We start from the raw sequence: 16404 nt of genomic DNA, 5'->3' as shown, positions 1-16404 counted from the left end.
TTTATTGGATTTCTGAAAATTCGATTTTAAAAAGCTTAAGCGGACAAGCTTTCAAACATAGTTTACAAGCGATGCATTTTTCCGGATTGAATCGGAGTTTCCAGTCCGGGACACCAATCGTCAAGGCGTGGGAAAAACAAGCCGACACGCAGTTACCACAATTTACACAACGACTTTCGTCGTGGGATACCTTGCTGGAAACCGGATTTGCAATGACTCCGTTTTGATTTAAAAAGGCAATGGCCTGTTCGATTTTCAGTTCGTCGGCATCAAATTCAGCCAATAAGGTTCCTGTTTTTCCAGGTTGAATTTCAGCTTTTAATATATTGATTTTTATATCATAAATGCGAATAAGGTCGTATACCAGAGGTCTGTCTGTGGCGTCAACCGGAAATGATAGTATTAATTTTTTTGCCATGTCTTCTGTTTTTAGGGATTGAATCTTACTCTTTTTCTTTTAAATTCTTTAAAAAGGTACCGGTAGGCATAGGACGAACCGGTTCTGTCAATAGAAAATTGCCTTGTCCGATCCACTCTTTTAGTATTTGTGCGATTTCTCTTGCTTTGGCTATACTGGAAACGGGCGCTGTCCTGATTTTTTGTCCGTTGAGTTCTATCTCTCCCGACTGAAGGGCTGCATAATTTGTTTTTCCCAATATTTTGTTACCGTCTCCGTAATCCACAATAGTCGTCTCTATTTGTTCGTTTCGGATAGAAACCCGTCGGGCCATCTCTTCATCCAATATCGGTATGGGAATGCCGATTCCCACGAAAAGACTTACCCCGTATTTTTCGTAGTATACTCCTCGTAGAAACTCCGTACTCATCTTTTTCAGATCTCCGATAACGGCTAAGGTACGGGCATTGCTTGTCGGTATACCGTAAGCATTTACCTCTTTCGTGGAGTGGAATTGCGTACCGTTCCAGGCAACATAACCTTCCGCTCCGCAAAGAAAGATACGGGTTCCCAGGCCGATGGTACGACATTCCGGGTCGTTTAGCAGGGGAGAGAGCTCTCCGGCCGTACTGTAAGCTGCGTTGCGTAATCTGGGTAATAACGTACCCATATAGGTATATTTGATTTGATCCGTAGAGTTTGTGGCAACATTGTAATTTTGATAAGCGTTTCGCGGGTTATAGAGATAGGCTTCGTTGATGGTTTCCTTGGATATTTTGGTTTTAATATGTTTTCTCGGGTAACAATCGGTACCCTTACCCCATGCTTCCAAGGTTATTTCTTTTCCGGCAATCAGATCTTCTATCAGATGCGCTCCTCCGTAGGAGGGTATTTCCGGGTTACAATCAGTAGCTCCGATATAGGTGTCCACGGCAGCCAGTCCCCCGCAAACCCGTATCCCGTTTAATTCAATTTTTTCCATGCGGATGGGAGGATTGGCATGTCCGAAATTTAGGAAAGCACCAGAAGAGCACATAGCACCGAATGTTGCTGTGGTTACTACATCTACTTTCTCTGCAATTTCTTTGGAAGAGCAAGTCTTCGCCAATTCGGAAACTTCTTCTGCTGTTAGGACAACAGCTTTTCCGTTTTTAATTTTTTCATTTATTTCCGTATATGTTTTTGTCATGATCGATTCTTTTATGAATTTATAAGATAAAACAAAGATTTTAGGGTAACTGCCTGGCAATTACCATGATTATAAGGTGGTCTTGAATGGATTGCGATATAGAAATTTATCGGGAAGTGTATTAATTAACTTCCTATTGAAAAAACTTTTCAATACTACCTTGAAATCAAAAAATCAAAAAAAGTCTGGGGTAAAAGAATATTAGCGCATGCAGCGCATACGCATAGACATGACGAAAAGAGGAGAGAAGGAATTTTGACTGTTAAGGGTGATTCCGTTCCGGTACTGATTTTTCTTTTCTGTTTTCATGCTTTTGGGTTTTAAATTATAACTCCTGTATTCAGGTCGGGTTTTGGCACCTTTCGAATTTTCGCAGGTTGCCGGAGTTTCCATGAGCCCGTTCTCTCTACTCCTCTTTATAATTCAAATAATCTTTTGAAGATTGAATTGATATGACAAAGGAAAAGATAAAAATAGAATAAAACAAATCTCCTGGTGATTTTTAATGAAAGTAGTTTGTAAACGACTGATTATTATAGATATAAAAGTTGTCTCCAAAATAAACGGATCGTTTTTTATAAATTGGATGATTTAGTAATTCCCGATTCAGAGATTATTTCATTAATCATCTGGTTGCAGAATTTTTTTGATCTGCAATTCTTTAGTAATATTTTTACACAAAAAATACTGCCTAAAAGGAAAATTAGGCAGCATTTTTAGGTTGTATTTTTTATATGATTCTGAAACCGAGAGTCAGATTAACAGTACTCGGAGCTTTTACTCCGTCACCGAATTTCTTCAAACCGAATTCATAATCCACATCAAAGGTCACTTTCCATACATCGACTCCGGCTCCAACTTTTCCGTTCCACATCATCTTGTCGGTATCGAAATAATCTTTGGAAAGTCCTTTTATTTTCACGTCTTTGGTTATAAATGAAGCGACCGGGCCTACAAATCCGCGTAATTTCACGACTGGTAGTTTCAGAATATAATAACCGACCATAACAGGAATATCAATAGATGAGTATTTTAGATTCCGTTTTTCAGCAGTTGCCTTGTCTTTTGCTTGCGTTTCTTTGTGTGCGAAATTCAAGGCCGGTTCCAGATAGATTTTTCCGAAGTTGACCCTGACAAAGGCTCCGAACATATAGCCACCATGAGATTCGACTTTTAAGTCCTTTACTTTGATTTTTGTGTCGTTCCAGCCTCCATGAATTCCGATACTGATTGGAAGCGATTGTGCCATTGCCACAGCACTAAAGAGACAGAATAAAGATAATACTACAAGTTTTTTCATATTACGTTTCATTTTAGTTCCGTTGTAAAAGTATGAATAATTTTTAATTTTTAAATCTGTTTACGTTTAAATTCAGATAGAATAATACCTGTGGCAACACCTACGTTTAAGGATTCTGTCGAATAAGTACTATCGGCAAAGCTGGGTATGGTTAATTTCCGGCTTACGAATTGTTCTATTTCCGGGGATATACCTTTTCCTTCGTTTCCCATCACGATAAACCCTTTGTCTTCCAAATGGGAATGATAAATGTTTTCACCGTCGAGGAAAGTACCGTAGCATATGAAATCATCTTTCACGAACTGCGGGATAAAGGAGAGCAGATCCACGTAAAATACGTCTACTCGAAAAATAGCTCCCATACTGGCTTGAACGCATTTAGAATTAAAAATGTTTGCACAATCATGGTCGCAAAATACGGAATGAATACCGAACCAGTCACATATTCTTAGGATGGTTCCCATGTTGCCAGGATCTTGAATACCGTTCAAAACAAGAGAGAGGGTATTCCTGATTTTTTCCGGTTGATGTGTTTTATCGGGAATTTCAGCCAACGCAATTACTTCCGGCAAGGATTTGAAATTGGAGAGAGGCTTCATTTCAGCCTCGTTTACCTCTATGGTCCGGTATTGTCGTGGAATTTGAGGGTGGCAACCTATCCACTCCGGGTAAGCGACAACGGTATCGATTTTCAGGTCAGACAAAAGCAATTCACCGACTAATTTTTCTCCTTCTATTTTAAAGAGATTATATTTATCCCTGAATTTCTTTTTTTCGAGGTTTTGGATTACATTTGTTAGATGTTTGCTAAGCATATTTTAGGCTTGCTGGTTAATAAAATACAAACATAATATTTTTTTGAGATTTGAGCATGGGTGCGGCGTGTAAGATAGGTATTATTTTGTCTATATTTTGTTTTTTCTATTCTTGTTCTCCAACCAAGTATGTTGGAAAAGACGAGTATCTGCTGGATCGGGTACGGGTAAAGGTGAGCAGTCACCAAGTGAATAGGAGTGATATAAAACGAAATATACGCCAGAAACCGAACACCCGTATATTAGGGGCAAGTCGTTTTCATCTGGGTTTATATAATTTAAGCGGACGAAATGAGAAAAGGTGGCTTAATAGACTGTTGCGTCGTATCGGAGAGGCTCCTGTGATTTATAATCCTTTTTTAACTACCAGAAGTAACGAACAAATTAGTTTGTATCTTCGTAATAAAGGTTTCTATAAGAATCAGGTGATGGATACCGTGTACTATAAAAAGAAAAAAGCGATTGTCGAATATCGGATTAATACGGGGCCGCAGACGAAAATAGACGATGTTTTGTTTTTGCAAAAAGAGAAAAAGAAGAGTACGGAACTGACGGGGGAGAGTGGTCTATTGGGAATGTATTATCAGGATACGGTAAAAACCTTATTACATAGAGAGATGCCATTGGATATGGATGTGCTGGATAGTGAAAGGGAGCGAATAACGCGAATGTTGAGAGAAAAGGGATATTTCAATTTCTCTAAAAATTTTATTCAATTTTTTGCCGATACCTCTTCGGTCAATCGGGCCGAGATGGCAAAGTTATTTGTCCGTATCATTCAGACGGCTGCGGATAGTACCGCATTTCAACGTTATTTCCTGAGGGATATTCATTTGGATTTTGATTACGATCCTTTGCTGAATGTAAGTGGAAGAGACTCCTCTCTCAGGCATATGGAATACGACGGATACAAAATTACTTACCGGGATCGGCTGAAGATAAAACCTAAGGTCATTACGGAGACTATTCAGATGGAACGTATGGAGTTGTATAACGTGCAACGGGTGTTAGAGACTTATTCTCGTTTACAGGCGTTGAATCTGTTCAAATTTATTAATATTGATTTTAAGGAAGTCGAGACGGATGATGAGGTAAAAGCCTTGGATTGTTATATTCAGCTGTCACCGGTCAAACGACAATCCTATAATGTTTTTTTGGAGGGAACCAATAGTTCCGGTAATTTGGGTATCGGGGGAAATTTTACTTACAATCATCGCAATCTTTTCAAGGCGGGAGAAAATTTTTCCGTGAGCGTGTGGGGAACATTGAAGAAGGAACAAATTGATGAAAAAGGAAAGATTTTTAATACGAAGGAGATCGGGGCCGAGATCAAGTTTGTTACTCCTCAGTTTTGGATGCCTGTTTTCAAAATGAAGGATTTTAGGCGTAACTTCGCACCGAAAACTTCTATCTCTTTTTCATACGGGTATGAATATACACCCTATTATACCCGTTCCATTGTGAATGCTCGTTTTGGTTATCTTTGGAGGCTTTCTAATAAACGATGGAGATATAATTTCGATTTAATCGATTTGAATTACGTGTTGATGAAAAACGTAGACCGGAATTTTGTCGATAGTTTGAAAAACGAATACATTAAAAATACGTATACCGATCATATGATTTTTTCGGCTGTTTTTTCAGCAACCTACACGGATCAGATCGTCAATACAAAGGAGATGAGTTATAATTATTTCCGGGCCAATTTGGAGTCTTCGGGTAATGTGTTGTGGGGTATCGACCGATTGTTCGGGGAGAGGAGAAAGGGAGAGAATCCGGACGATAAGTACTACAAATGGTTGGGTGTGCGTTATGCCCAGTTCATAAAGGCAGATGCCGAATATCGCTACAACTGGTATATTAATCAGGCTAACTCGTTTGTGACACGGCTCTTTATAGGTTGTGGTTATCCGTATGGGAATATGAAGGTATTGCCTTTCGAAGAGTCCTATTATTGCGGGGGAGCAAGTGATATCCGGGCGTGGCAGACCCGGACGCTGGGACCGGGTTCTTATGACTTGGGGAATAAATATCCCAATAGTGTGGGAGATTTTAAATTGGAGGCCAATATAGAGTATCGCTTTAAGTTAATTTGGTTGTTGGAAGGGGCATTGTTTGTGGATGCGGGAAATATCTGGAATATAAATCCGAAGGAAGACAGGCCCGGAGCACAATTAAACACGGAGTTTTTTAATCAGATAGCCATAGGTACGGGGGCAGGATTGAGAATCAATGCTAATTTTTTCCTTTTGCGTTTTGATTTGGGTATTAAGGTGAAGGATCCGACATTGCCTGCCGGAAATCGTTTTGTGATGTTTAATTCAAAAGGAGGGTTCCGGCGTTCCGTGTTTAATATTGCTATCGGTTATCCTTTCTGATAGAAAGTATAGAATATTAAAAGTATAAAGGTATGGTTTCTCAAATTGTCGTTTATCTCTCTTTATTGTTTCAGGTTGTGGCCATGGGGTTTGCCATTAGTTTGTTCAAACGGACAAAATTCAATGCTGCCTGGATTCTTATTTCTACCGGTTTTTTCCTGATGACGATTTATCGGGTGATCGAATTGTTTCCTTCCATGAGACGAGGAGAATATGAGGAGCTTTATTTGACGAAAGTATGGTTGTCGTTTATAATCTCTTTAGCTTTTGCTATTGGTGTATTTTATATCCGTAAAGTTTTTCAGTTTTTACGTCGTTTGGACGAGATCCGGGACGAGTCTGAAAAGCGGGTGGTTTCGGCTATCATTCGTACGGAGGAACAGGAGAGGCAACGTTTTGCCAAGGAGTTGCATGATGGATTGGGGCCTTTGTTGAGTGTCATTAAAATGTTGTTGTCCGGTTTTAATACTCAAAACAAGGAGGAGGTAAACGAGCGGATAAAAAATAACTTGAAACAGGCTGTTGACGAGGCTATCGTGAGTGTCAGGGAAATATCGGCCAATATCAGTCCTCATATATTGAATAATTTCGGATTGAAAGATGCAACGGACTCTTTTATTCGTAAATTGCGTCCGGCCGAAGGGATCGATATCAAATTTAGGACGAATATTGCCGGGAGGCGGTTTACCTATAATGTGGAAGTGATCATGTATAGGGTGATTTGTGAGTTGATAACTAATACCTTACGTCATGCGGAAGCTACCAAGGTACGGATCGATCTTCAATATAAAAATGATATGCTTTATTTGGAATACGAGGATAATGGTTTGGGATTTGATATGCAACAGGTCGAGAGTGAAGGAGGAATGGGATTGAGCAATATGCGTTATCGCCTGAATTCGGGAAATGGGGATATAAAGATATTCAGCTGCGAGGGAAAAGGAATGAAGGCTACTGCTTTTATTAAATGTAATGTATAAGATTATGGATAAATTGAGAATATATTTGGTCGATGATCATAAACTATTTCGGGAAGGGTTGAAGTTATTGCTTTCCAACCAAGATTTTGTGCATCATATTTATGAAGCTTCTAATGGCAGAGAGTTTATAGAAAATTTGTCGTTTGTGGATTGCGATGTGGTATTAATGGATATTGAAATGCCGGAGATGAATGGGATCGAAGCCACTATCCAAGCCATGAAGATGAAGCCGGAGTTGAAAATCATTGTACTCTCCATGTACGGAGACGAACAATATTACTATGAAATGATTGATGCCGGAGCGAAGGGGTTTATGCTTAAGAACTCCGGTATTGATAAGGTCGTAACCGCTATTCAAAAAGTTTCCGAAGGGGAAAGTTTCTTTTCCGAGGAACTTCTCGTAAATATTCTGAATAATATGCGGGATAGTAAAGCGGAGAATCATGACGTGGTCGATAATGACATATCCGAACGGGAATTGGAAATTCTTTGTCAGGTATGCCGGGGATTATCTAATCAGGAGATTGCGGACGAGCTGTTTATCAGCAAACGAACGGTGGATAAACATAGGGCTAATTTATTAAGTAAAACAGGATGCCGGAATACGGCGGCTTTAGTCATGTACGCGATTAAAAACAAATTGATTCAGATATAAAAATAGGACGGATGATTGTTATTCAAGAACGATTACAATGAATGGAATGATATTTGCGGCAGGTTTGGGAACTCGTTTACGACCCTTAACCAATGATCGGCCTAAAGCGTTGGTAGAGATTAACGGCAGGACTCTATTGGAGCGAGTTATTGAGAAGATGAAAGCCGTGGGAATCGAACGTTTGGTCGTTAATATTCATCATTACGCGGATCAGATTGAAGCTTATCTGAGGGAACATAATTGTTTTGGCATGGATATCCGTTTGTCAGACGAACGGGAGTTATTGTTGGATACGGGAGGAGGAGTTCGGAAAGCCCGTGAACTGTTTATTCCGGAAAAATCGGTATTGATTCATAACGTGGATATTCAGACGGATGTGGATCTTTTGCAGTTGATCGCTCGGCATGAGGATCGAAAAGCGTATGCATCCTTAGTCGTACAAAGAAGCCAGGCTGATCGGGTATTGAAATTTAATCGGAACGGAATTTTAAAAGGATGGGAAAACAAGAAGACCGGAGAACAAAAGATTGTCGATGGTGATTTCTATCGTTCCCAGGAGTATAATTATTGCGGTATACAAATATTGAGTTCGGAGTATTTGAATCATATGATTCATTCGGGCGTGTTTTCTATTATTGACGAACATTTGGAACAAGCAAAAAGTCACTCGCTCGAAATGTTTTTAAACGAGGGGCAATGCCTGGATCTGGGGACTCCGGAGGCTATCCGGCAGGCTTCTCTGTCAGAGCCTGCCGCTTCCCGGTATTAATTTGACTTTATTGGTATCTTCAAAGAATTTGAAATACATATAAAGCTTGTAATTGAAATCGAAGCCGTAATCTATCCTCATACTATAATCGATATAACTGTTTACGCGAGGATCTCCGCTTGCGTATCTGCGATTCCACTCCTGGGCGTATCGGTAGTTGGTAAATTGGTAGTATTCGTTATTGTGTTGATTTACGATGCTTTTGTGGGTGGCCATCCAATAATCGAAGCCGGGATCAAATACAATAAGTTCGTAATGCGTAGAATCTTTGATTCCGAGACGTCCTGTTTTATTGGTCATATTCTGCTGTGATGCACAGGAGAAAAAGAGTGCGGTTAATACAAGAATGCCTAACGCTTTCATCGGATAAAGATTTAATTTATAATTATTATTATCTCCCAAGTTACGAATTTTATGTAATATAGCCATAAAAAAAGGAACAAAATTTTTTGTTCCTTTTTTCATCTATTCAGGATAGAATTATTTTACCGCGATGGTTTCAATTTCAACCATGGCTCCCATCGGAAGGGCTTTCACGGCAAATGCGGCCCGTGCGGGACAATCAGTCTTGTAATATTTAGCGTATATTTCATTCATATCCGCAAAATAAGACATATCTCCTAATAAACAAGTAGACTTGACCACGTTTTCAAAAGTATATCCGGCCTCTTCGAGAATGTAGCCGATGTTTTTTAAACATTGTTCTGTTTGTTCCTTAACTCCTCCTTCCACGAACTTTCCCGTGTTTACATCAATGGGAAGTTGACCGCTGATGTAAAGTGTTCCGTTTGCTTCTATAGCCTGACTGTATGGACCAATAGCTTTGGGTGCTTTTGCCGAATTAATTACTTTTTTCATAATTGTCATATCAATGTTTATAAATTACGGTAATATACGCGAATATACATAATTTGTTTAAAAGAAAACGAAGCTGCCGAAGGGTTTTCCGGCAGCTTCGTTTTTTAGTGATAAAGAAATATCAATAGTTATTCTTTTTTTCTTCGAAATAGGCTTGGGGATGAGCACAAGCGGGACAAGCCTTAGGAGCTGTTTTGCCTTTATAGACATAACCGCAATTCCGGCATTGCCACAAAATTTCTTCCTCTCTTTCAAATACTTTTCCTGCCTCAACTCTTTCTAACAGTTTCCGGTATCGGGCTTCGTGTTCGGCCTCTACGGTTGCGATATTACGGAAAACAGCGGCGATAGCATTGAATCCTTCTTCTTCGGCCACTTTTGCGAATTCAGGATATAACTCGGCCCACTCTTCGTTTTCTCCTTCAGCGGCAGCTTTCAGATTTTCTGCCGTCGTTCCGATTTTTCCGGCAGGATAAGAAGCCGTGATTTCGAGCATTCCGCCTTCTAAAAATTTAAAGAAACGTTTTGCATGTTCTTTTTCCTGTTCTGCAGTTTCGGTAAATACAGCTGCAATCTGTTCAAAACCCTCTTTTTTGGCTACGCTTGCAAAAAAAGTATAACGATTTCTCGCTTGTGATTCTCCTGCAAATGATTTTAATAGGTTTTGTTCTGTTTTAGTTCCTTTGATACTCATATATTTTATGTTTTAGTGTTTTTGGTTCTATTTTGATGATACAATTGTACAATAAAATACAATGAAAAACAAATCTTTATTTTTTATAAATGAATAAATAAAATCTATAAGTGTGAAAATTTATTGGATATAAAAATATATCCGAAGAGGCAGTCTCTCTTCGGATATATGAAGAATATCAGGAATATTCGTCAACTATTTTTTTGCATGGAATAGTTTTCTATACCCAGACTTTCATAGGTCTTTTTTAGCTCCTCGTCATTGTCCGTGATCACGAGTAATTTATCTCCTTCATGGAGTTTCGTTTTACCCTTGGGAACACAGAAGGATCCTTCTACTCGTTTAACCATCACGATCAACGTGTTATCCGGTAGGACAAGGTCCATGAGAAATTCTCCTTTGGCAAGCATCGAAGGGGTAACTTCAATTTCAGACATAGCCGTTTTAATATCTTCCGGAAGCTCTAAATTAAATGCCGTTTGTTGCGGCTCGGGAGTCGATAGTCCTAAGAATTTTGCCATATAACTAACGGTCGTTCCCTGAATGATTAAAGAGAGAATGGTGATAAAGAACACGACATTGAATATTAAAGAAGCATGTTGAATATTAGCGATTAGCGGATAAGTTGCAAAAATAATGGGAACGGCTCCTCTTAAGCCTACCCATGAAACATATACTCTGGATTTGGTGCTCATTTTTCGAAAGGGGAGTAGGCAAAGAAATACGGTTAAAGGGCGGGCCACGATGATCATGAAAATGCCGACCAATATACCTAAACTGGCTACAGGAATCAAATCGGCAGGATTGACCAATAGACCTAACGTGAGGAACATCACAATCTGGAAGAGCCAGGTAAAACCGTCGAAAAAGGTCATAAGACTCTTTTTATGTACCATCTTGTGATTTCCGACCATTAATCCGGCAATGTATACGGCCAAGTAGCCGTTTCCTTTTAATAAATCGGTAAATGAGAATATAAAAAATACAAATGCCAGCAGCAGTACGGAATATAACGACTGATTGATGTTGATTTTGTTGATCGTGAAGCGGGCCAAATGTCCTAATAGATAACCGGAGACGGCCCCGATACTCATTTGCATGATAAATTGCAGGATGGTACCGCTTATACTGGATTCTCCGGATTGAATGACCTGTATCAATAATATGGTGAGCATATAGGCCATCGGGTCGTTACTACCACTCTCCAACTCTAAAAGAGGACGAAGGTTTTCCTTTAATCCTTGCCGTTTGGATCTTAAAATCGAGAAAACGGATGCCGAATCGGTAGAGGACATAACAGCGGCCAATAAAAGAGATTCGGCAAATGACAAAGAGATAAAATCGTTCGTTAGTCCTGTTATCTGGTATATGAAATAACCAGTTACGAGTGCTGTTATCATTACCCCCAAAGTGGCCAGTACTACACCTTGTCCCATCACGGGTTTTATTTCGGACATTTTGGTGTCCATACCGCCTGAAAATAGAATAATACTCAAAGCAATAACTCCGATGAATTGGGCGATTTCCGGATTGTTAAACTGGATACCGAGTCCATCGCTACCGAATAACATTCCGACTCCTAAGAATAGCAACAATGCAGGTACTCCGAATTTGAATCCGGCTTTCCCGGCAATGATACTTGTAAATAATAGAATGGATCCGATCAGTAAGATATTTCCTGCATTGAGAATCATAATGTAATGTTTTAAGGATTGATGGTTGAGTTCGGGTTATCTTTGCGTTTAGAGAAATTTTTCTTCTTCACGAAAGAAGGTTTCTGGGATTTATGATTGAATCGTCTTTTGGGTTTACCTTCAAATGCCTGAGGATTGTAAGTAGGAGCTTCTCCTAATTCGGGGGGAAGCGGAATTTTGTATACTTCTTCTCCTATAAATTCTTCGATTCGGTGGAATTTACCTTGTTCGGCGTCTGATACAAAAGTGATCGCCACTCCGTCGGCACTGGCCCTTGCCGTACGACCTATTCGATGGATATAATCTTCCGGGTCGTGAGGTACGTCAAAATTGATGACCAGACTGATTTCTTCGATATCGATACCTCTGGCGACGATGTCGGTGGCAACCAACACGTCTGTTTTACCGTTTTTGAAGTTCAACATGACCGATTCCCGTTCAGGCTGCTCTAAGTCCGAATGCATGGCTGCCACGTTAAATCGTTTGCGTTTTAGGGTATAAGCCAAATCTTTTACTTTTTGCTTGGAAGAAGCGAAGATGATTGTTTTGTTTTTTATGGATTTATTGAATAATTCTTCGATAATACCCATTTTTTGTCCTTCGTGGCAAATATAAGCGGCCTGTATGATGGCTTCGTTCGGTTTCGATATGGCGACATTGATCTCTTCCGGATTCCGTAATACTTTTTGAGCTAATTGTCTGATCTTCGGAGGCATGGTTGCCGAAAACAGAACCGTTTGTCTTTCTTTGGGGAGTTTTTCGACAATTTGCATGATGTCGTCAAAAAATCCCATATCCAACATCCGGTCGGCCTCGTCTAATACGAAATATTCTACTTTGGAGAGGTCTATATCACTATGTTGAATGTGTGAGATCAAACGTCCGGGAGTTGCGATGGCGATATCCGCCCCTAATCGAAGTCCTTTCTTCTGTTGTTCCCACAAAGCCCCGTCTCCCCCGCCGTAGACGACGACTGTAGATACGGGCAGAAAATAGGAGAATCCTTCAAATTGAATGTCTATTTGTTGTGCTAACTCTCTCGTGGGAGCCATAATCAGTGCTTTCACTACATCCTCGGGGTGATCTTTTTGGGCCAGTCGGTTTAATATCGGGAGAATATAGGCTGCTGTTTTTCCGGTTCCGGTTTGTGCACAGGCAATCAGGTCTTTCCCTTCCAGTATGACGGGTATGGTTAATTCTTGTATAGGCGTTGTTTCTTGAAAATTCATTGCATCAAGTCCCTCTAAAATAGGGGCGGCCAATTCGAGCTCATCAAATCTCATCTTCCAATAGTTTCTTTTGTTTTTATGCTTTCTTGCATTCAAATAAAGTGTTAACCGATAATCGGTTAATAGTTAATATTAAACACCTTAAATTCCTAAGCAAAGTTAATAAAAAAATTATTTTTTTTGATCATTTGCCAAAGTAATATCATTGCCATTCACTCGTAGAATCTTTTAATTCCGGAATGCTCTTTGATTTGAAGGTGGGACTATGGATACCGGATTTCTTTTGTCGATGATAATCTTTTAAAGCTTTAAGGGCTATTTTTCCGAGTAATACTATGGCTATCAGGTTGATGATTGTCATAACGGCCATCGCCAAGTCTGCAATATTCCAGACAAGATCCAAAGCAGCCCAGGAACCGAAGAGTACCATGAGTCCGACGGCTACGCGATACAGTTGCAGGTAGATTCGTTTGGGGGAGATAAATATCATGTTTGTTTCACAGTAGGAGTAGTTACCGACGATGGAGCTGAAAGCAAATAATAGAATACTGACGGCGATGAATTGTCCTCCCACGGGACCTATTTGATGGGAGAGGGCGAGTTGTGTCAACTGGATACCCTTTGTTTTACCGTCCAGGGGTATGTCCGAAAGGAGAATGATAAAAGCCGTGCAGCTACAGATGATGATGGTATCCGTGAATACGCTTAAGGACTGGATTAAGCCTTGTTTGACCGGATGGGAAACGTCGGCGGTGGCTGCCGCGTTAGGAGCGGAACCCATGCCGGCCTCGTTGGAAAACAGACCGCGCCGGATTCCCTGCATGATTACGACTCCCAAACCTCCTCCTGCGAATTGTTCGAGACCGAAGGCATCGGCGAAGATGGTGGCAATAAGATGAGGTATAGCCCCTGCGTTCATGAACAGGATAAAAAGTGCTACCAATATGTAAGCTATAGCCATTAGGGGAACGAGGATGCCTGAAATGACGGCAATCCGATGGATTCCTCCGAAAATGACCAATAGGGTGAAGATCGTTAATAAAATACCTAACCAGGTGCGGTCCAGGCCAAAGACTTCGTGGAAGGCAAGTGTAACCGTATTGGCTTGTACGGAATTAAACACGAGACCGAATGTAATGGAAATAATAATGGCAAATAAAATACCCATACCTCTTTTTTTCAATCCTTTCTCCATATAAAAGGCAGGTCCCCCGATGAAGGTACGCTCTCCTTTGGTTTTGTATATCTGAGCCAAGGTCGATTCTATAAATGCCGAAGCGGAACCGATGAGGGCTATTAACCACATCCAGAAAACGGCACCCGGTCCTCCTAAAGCCAAAGCTGTCGCAACGCCCGCTAAATTCCCGGTCCCAACCCGGGATGCGGTGGCGATACAGAATGCTTGAAACGAAGAGACTGAATTTTTACTGTTTCCACTTGTTATGCCTTCGCCTAAAAGTCTGAACATCTCCCGGAAGTTCCGGAATTGTACGAATCGACTGCGAAATGTGAAATAGAGCCCGACGACAATCAAAGGAACAATCAGAAAATAGGTCCAGATAAAATCGTTCGAGAAGATAATCCAATTGTTAAGTTTATCCATAATCATTGTTTTTGCTTACGGATATACGTAACTAAATGCAGATCGGTTGTAAAGGAATCTTATTTTTTATGTATTTTATGTTTTTATACGGGCTTATTTTAAGAAAAGATCGTATAACTCCTTCAAACGGGAAGTTGCTTCCGTTCCGTAAGCCTGCATCTCCTTGTCGATTTGCTGAACGGTTTTTTCCCGGGTTAAATCTTTACTTTTGGAAAAGAATTTATCCGCCAGACATATCAGTTTTTCTTCATTACTTAGGGGTATCATATCTCTTTCCGGAAGCGGAAGATGGCGTTCCCGGATCATTCCTGCGCTGATTCCCGATCCGGTATGGCGTTCACACACTAAAGCATGCCGGGGAAGTCCTTCTTGGCGTAAAAGGTCGGCCCCTAAATAACCGTGACATATATAGGGTTTATCTCCGTGGCAATCGATTTCCGGAGCCCTTGTGAGAAAAATGCCGATATCGTGCAACAGGGCGGCTTCTTTGATAAATGGAATATCCAATTTCATTTCGGGATGGAGTCCGGCGAGTTCCAAGGCTTTTTCCATCACGGCTTTACTATGAGTGTATAAAATATGGTAAGCCTTGGAATTCGGATCGTAATATTTATGGAGTAACTCGATAGGATTCATGATTTATTTTTTGTTTTGACAAAAATATAAAATCCATCGATAATTGTTACGGATTATTTATCATATCTGCTTTTAACGGTATCCCAATCTATAATGGTCCAGAGCTTTTCGATATGGTCTGCCCGTTTGTTTTGGTAATCGAGATAGTAGGCGTGTTCCCATACGTCGATGCCTAATAACGGAGTATACCCTTTGGTGATCGGGTTTCCGGCATTATTCTCCTGAAGAATAACCAGTTTCCCGTTTTTATCTTTGGCTAACCAAACCCAGCCGGAGCCGAACAAAGATGTTGCTGCTGTTGAAAATTCCTTTTTAAAATTATCAAAAGATCCCCACTCTTTTTCAATGGCAGTTAAAAGGGCTCCGGAAGGATATAGGGTTGCATGCGGAGAAAAGGTATTGAAATAGATAATGTGATTCAGCGTTTGTGCCGCATTGTTAAAAATGGCTCCGTTCGAGTTTTTGACAATGGTTTCCAGATCGCTATTTTCAAAAGGAGTTCCGATAATTAATTTATTCAGATTCGTAATATACCCCTTCAAATGCTTTCCGTGGTGAAGGTTCATGGTCTTTTCACTAATGACGGGAGCTAAGGCGTTTGCTTTGTAGGGAAGTGGGGGTAGTGTAAAACGTTCTGTTGTCTCTTTTTTCTGTATTTGTGCCCGTAGATATGGATTTTCGTTTATAAATAGAATAAAAACCAGAAAAAGGATAATGCGATAATAATGTGTAGTTTTCATCTTGTAAAAGTTTAGTTGTGGATTAAATCTTTTTTTAGTTTGTTTACGGATGAAGGTCTAAATGGGTTACCGGAGTAAGATGGTTTACGTTGACTGAAATATGTTGTGAAATGTTGTTAAAAAACTAAACTTTTTAATGAGTCAATTCGTTTCTTACAAATAAAATATAAAAAGAAAAGAGATGAAACACGAACATGCAAAATTACTGTTGGGTCTGGGTATTGGAGCCGCAGTCGGAGCTGCCATAGGATACTATATGGCATCGGATAATAAGAGTAAAATAAAGGAAGAGGTTCGTCATGCGGTGGATGAAGTGAAAGAGGGGGTAAAATCCGCTTATTCGAAAGTTCGAACAAAAGCTGAAAACATCCGTGAAGAGATGACGGATAAGGCTGATGAAGTTTCACAAAAGGTAGCAGACAAGGCAGAAAACGTGAGGGAAGAGGGGACGGCTAAAAAACAGTAGT

General features: G+C 40.2%; 17 protein-coding genes and 1 riboswitch. Of the genes, 5 read left to right on the top strand and 12 right to left on the bottom strand.

All coding sequences use genetic code 11. The features are described from left to right. Position 1 precedes the first annotated feature (1 nt). From QZR76_RS09875 to QZR76_RS09860, 4 genes are all read right to left on the bottom strand, one after another. Positions 2-418, bottom strand: coding sequence for an NIL domain-containing protein (locus QZR76_RS09875; protein WP_294142654.1), 417 nt, complete (start codon positions 416-418; stop codon positions 2-4). Positions 419-443: 25 nt separating this feature from the next. Further along, positions 444-1586 carry a homocysteine biosynthesis protein gene (locus QZR76_RS09870; RefSeq protein ID WP_294142653.1) on the bottom strand — a complete coding sequence of 381 codons (1143 nt, stop codon included), beginning with the start codon at positions 1584-1586 and terminating at the stop codon, positions 444-446. 322 nt (positions 1587-1908) lie between these two features. Next, positions 1909-2011: riboswitch (SAM riboswitch) on the bottom strand. Between the two features lie 305 nt (positions 2012-2316). Beyond that, on the bottom strand, positions 2317-2886 hold the full coding sequence (locus tag QZR76_RS09865) for a porin family protein (RefSeq protein WP_294142652.1): 570 nt from the start codon (positions 2884-2886) through the stop codon (positions 2317-2319). A 50-nt stretch (positions 2887-2936) separates the two neighbouring features. Further along, on the bottom strand, positions 2937-3701 hold the full coding sequence (locus QZR76_RS09860; RefSeq protein WP_294142651.1) for an RNA methyltransferase: 765 nt from the start codon (positions 3699-3701) through the stop codon (positions 2937-2939). 56 nt (positions 3702-3757) lie between these two features. On the opposite strand from QZR76_RS09860, the gene QZR76_RS09855 reads away from it, so the two are divergent. Genes QZR76_RS09855 through QZR76_RS09840 form a run of 4 tightly spaced genes read left to right on the top strand, consistent with a single transcriptional unit; the run spans position 3758 to position 8483 of the window. Next, on the top strand, positions 3758-6079 hold the full coding sequence (locus QZR76_RS09855) for a BamA/TamA family outer membrane protein (RefSeq protein ID WP_294142650.1): 2322 nt from the start codon (positions 3758-3760) through the stop codon (positions 6077-6079). Between the two features lie 32 nt (positions 6080-6111). Beyond that, the gene (locus QZR76_RS09850) at positions 6112-7059 is read left to right on the top strand and encodes an ATP-binding protein (protein ID WP_294142649.1); all 948 of its coding nucleotides are present in this window, start codon (positions 6112-6114) and stop codon (positions 7057-7059) included. Positions 7060-7063: 4 nt separating this feature from the next. After that, complete coding sequence (locus tag QZR76_RS09845; RefSeq protein ID WP_294142648.1) at positions 7064-7714, top strand: response regulator transcription factor; 651 nt, start codon at positions 7064-7066, stop codon at positions 7712-7714. 37 nt (positions 7715-7751) lie between these two features. Then, positions 7752-8483 (top strand): nucleotidyltransferase family protein, encoded by a 732-nt coding sequence (locus QZR76_RS09840; RefSeq protein ID WP_294142647.1) that lies wholly within the window; start codon positions 7752-7754, stop codon positions 8481-8483. On the opposite strand, the gene QZR76_RS09835 is transcribed toward QZR76_RS09840, so the two are convergent. The 8 genes from QZR76_RS09835 to QZR76_RS09800 form a co-directional block, all read right to left on the bottom strand. Further along, positions 8457-8948, bottom strand: coding sequence for a DUF6146 family protein (locus QZR76_RS09835; protein WP_294142646.1), 492 nt, complete (start codon positions 8946-8948; stop codon positions 8457-8459). The two genes, QZR76_RS09840 and QZR76_RS09835, sit on opposite strands and share 27 nt — an antisense overlap. A 15-nt stretch (positions 8949-8963) precedes the next feature. Continuing rightward, positions 8964-9341, bottom strand: a complete 378-nt coding sequence (locus tag QZR76_RS09830; protein WP_294142645.1) for a RidA family protein — start codon at positions 9339-9341, stop codon at positions 8964-8966. Positions 9342-9462: 121 nt separating this feature from the next. Further along, on the bottom strand, positions 9463-10035 hold the full coding sequence (gene rbr / locus QZR76_RS09825; RefSeq protein ID WP_294142644.1) for a rubrerythrin: 573 nt from the start codon (positions 10033-10035) through the stop codon (positions 9463-9465). 191 nt (positions 10036-10226) lie between these two features. Beyond that, the gene (locus QZR76_RS09820; protein WP_294142643.1) at positions 10227-11729 is read right to left on the bottom strand and encodes a potassium/proton antiporter; all 1503 of its coding nucleotides are present in this window, start codon (positions 11727-11729) and stop codon (positions 10227-10229) included. Between the two features lie 11 nt (positions 11730-11740). Then, on the bottom strand, positions 11741-13012 hold the full coding sequence (locus QZR76_RS09815) for a DEAD/DEAH box helicase (protein ID WP_294142642.1): 1272 nt from the start codon (positions 13010-13012) through the stop codon (positions 11741-11743). A gap of 148 nt (positions 13013-13160) precedes the next feature. Next, entirely contained in the window at positions 13161-14561 is a 1401-nt protein-coding gene (locus tag QZR76_RS09810) for an alanine/glycine:cation symporter family protein (protein ID WP_294142641.1), read from the bottom strand. A gap of 93 nt (positions 14562-14654) precedes the next feature. Further along, the gene (locus tag QZR76_RS09805; protein ID WP_294142640.1) at positions 14655-15197 is read right to left on the bottom strand and encodes an HD domain-containing protein; all 543 of its coding nucleotides are present in this window, start codon (positions 15195-15197) and stop codon (positions 14655-14657) included. A gap of 53 nt (positions 15198-15250) precedes the next feature. Then, positions 15251-15937 carry a superoxide dismutase gene (locus QZR76_RS09800; RefSeq protein ID WP_294142639.1) on the bottom strand — a complete coding sequence of 229 codons (687 nt, stop codon included), beginning with the start codon at positions 15935-15937 and terminating at the stop codon, positions 15251-15253. Positions 15938-16118: 181 nt separating this feature from the next. Here QZR76_RS09800 and QZR76_RS09795 point away from each other — a divergent pair, with 181 nt between their 5' ends. Further along, on the top strand, positions 16119-16403 hold the full coding sequence (locus QZR76_RS09795) for a YtxH domain-containing protein (RefSeq protein WP_294142638.1): 285 nt from the start codon (positions 16119-16121) through the stop codon (positions 16401-16403). Position 16404 lies beyond the last annotated feature (1 nt).

The organism is uncultured Sanguibacteroides sp. (genome assembly GCF_900543425.1).
GTDB lineage: Bacteria > Bacteroidota > Bacteroidia > Bacteroidales > Marinifilaceae > Gabonibacter.
This window is presented reverse-complemented; position numbering and strand designations above follow the sequence as displayed.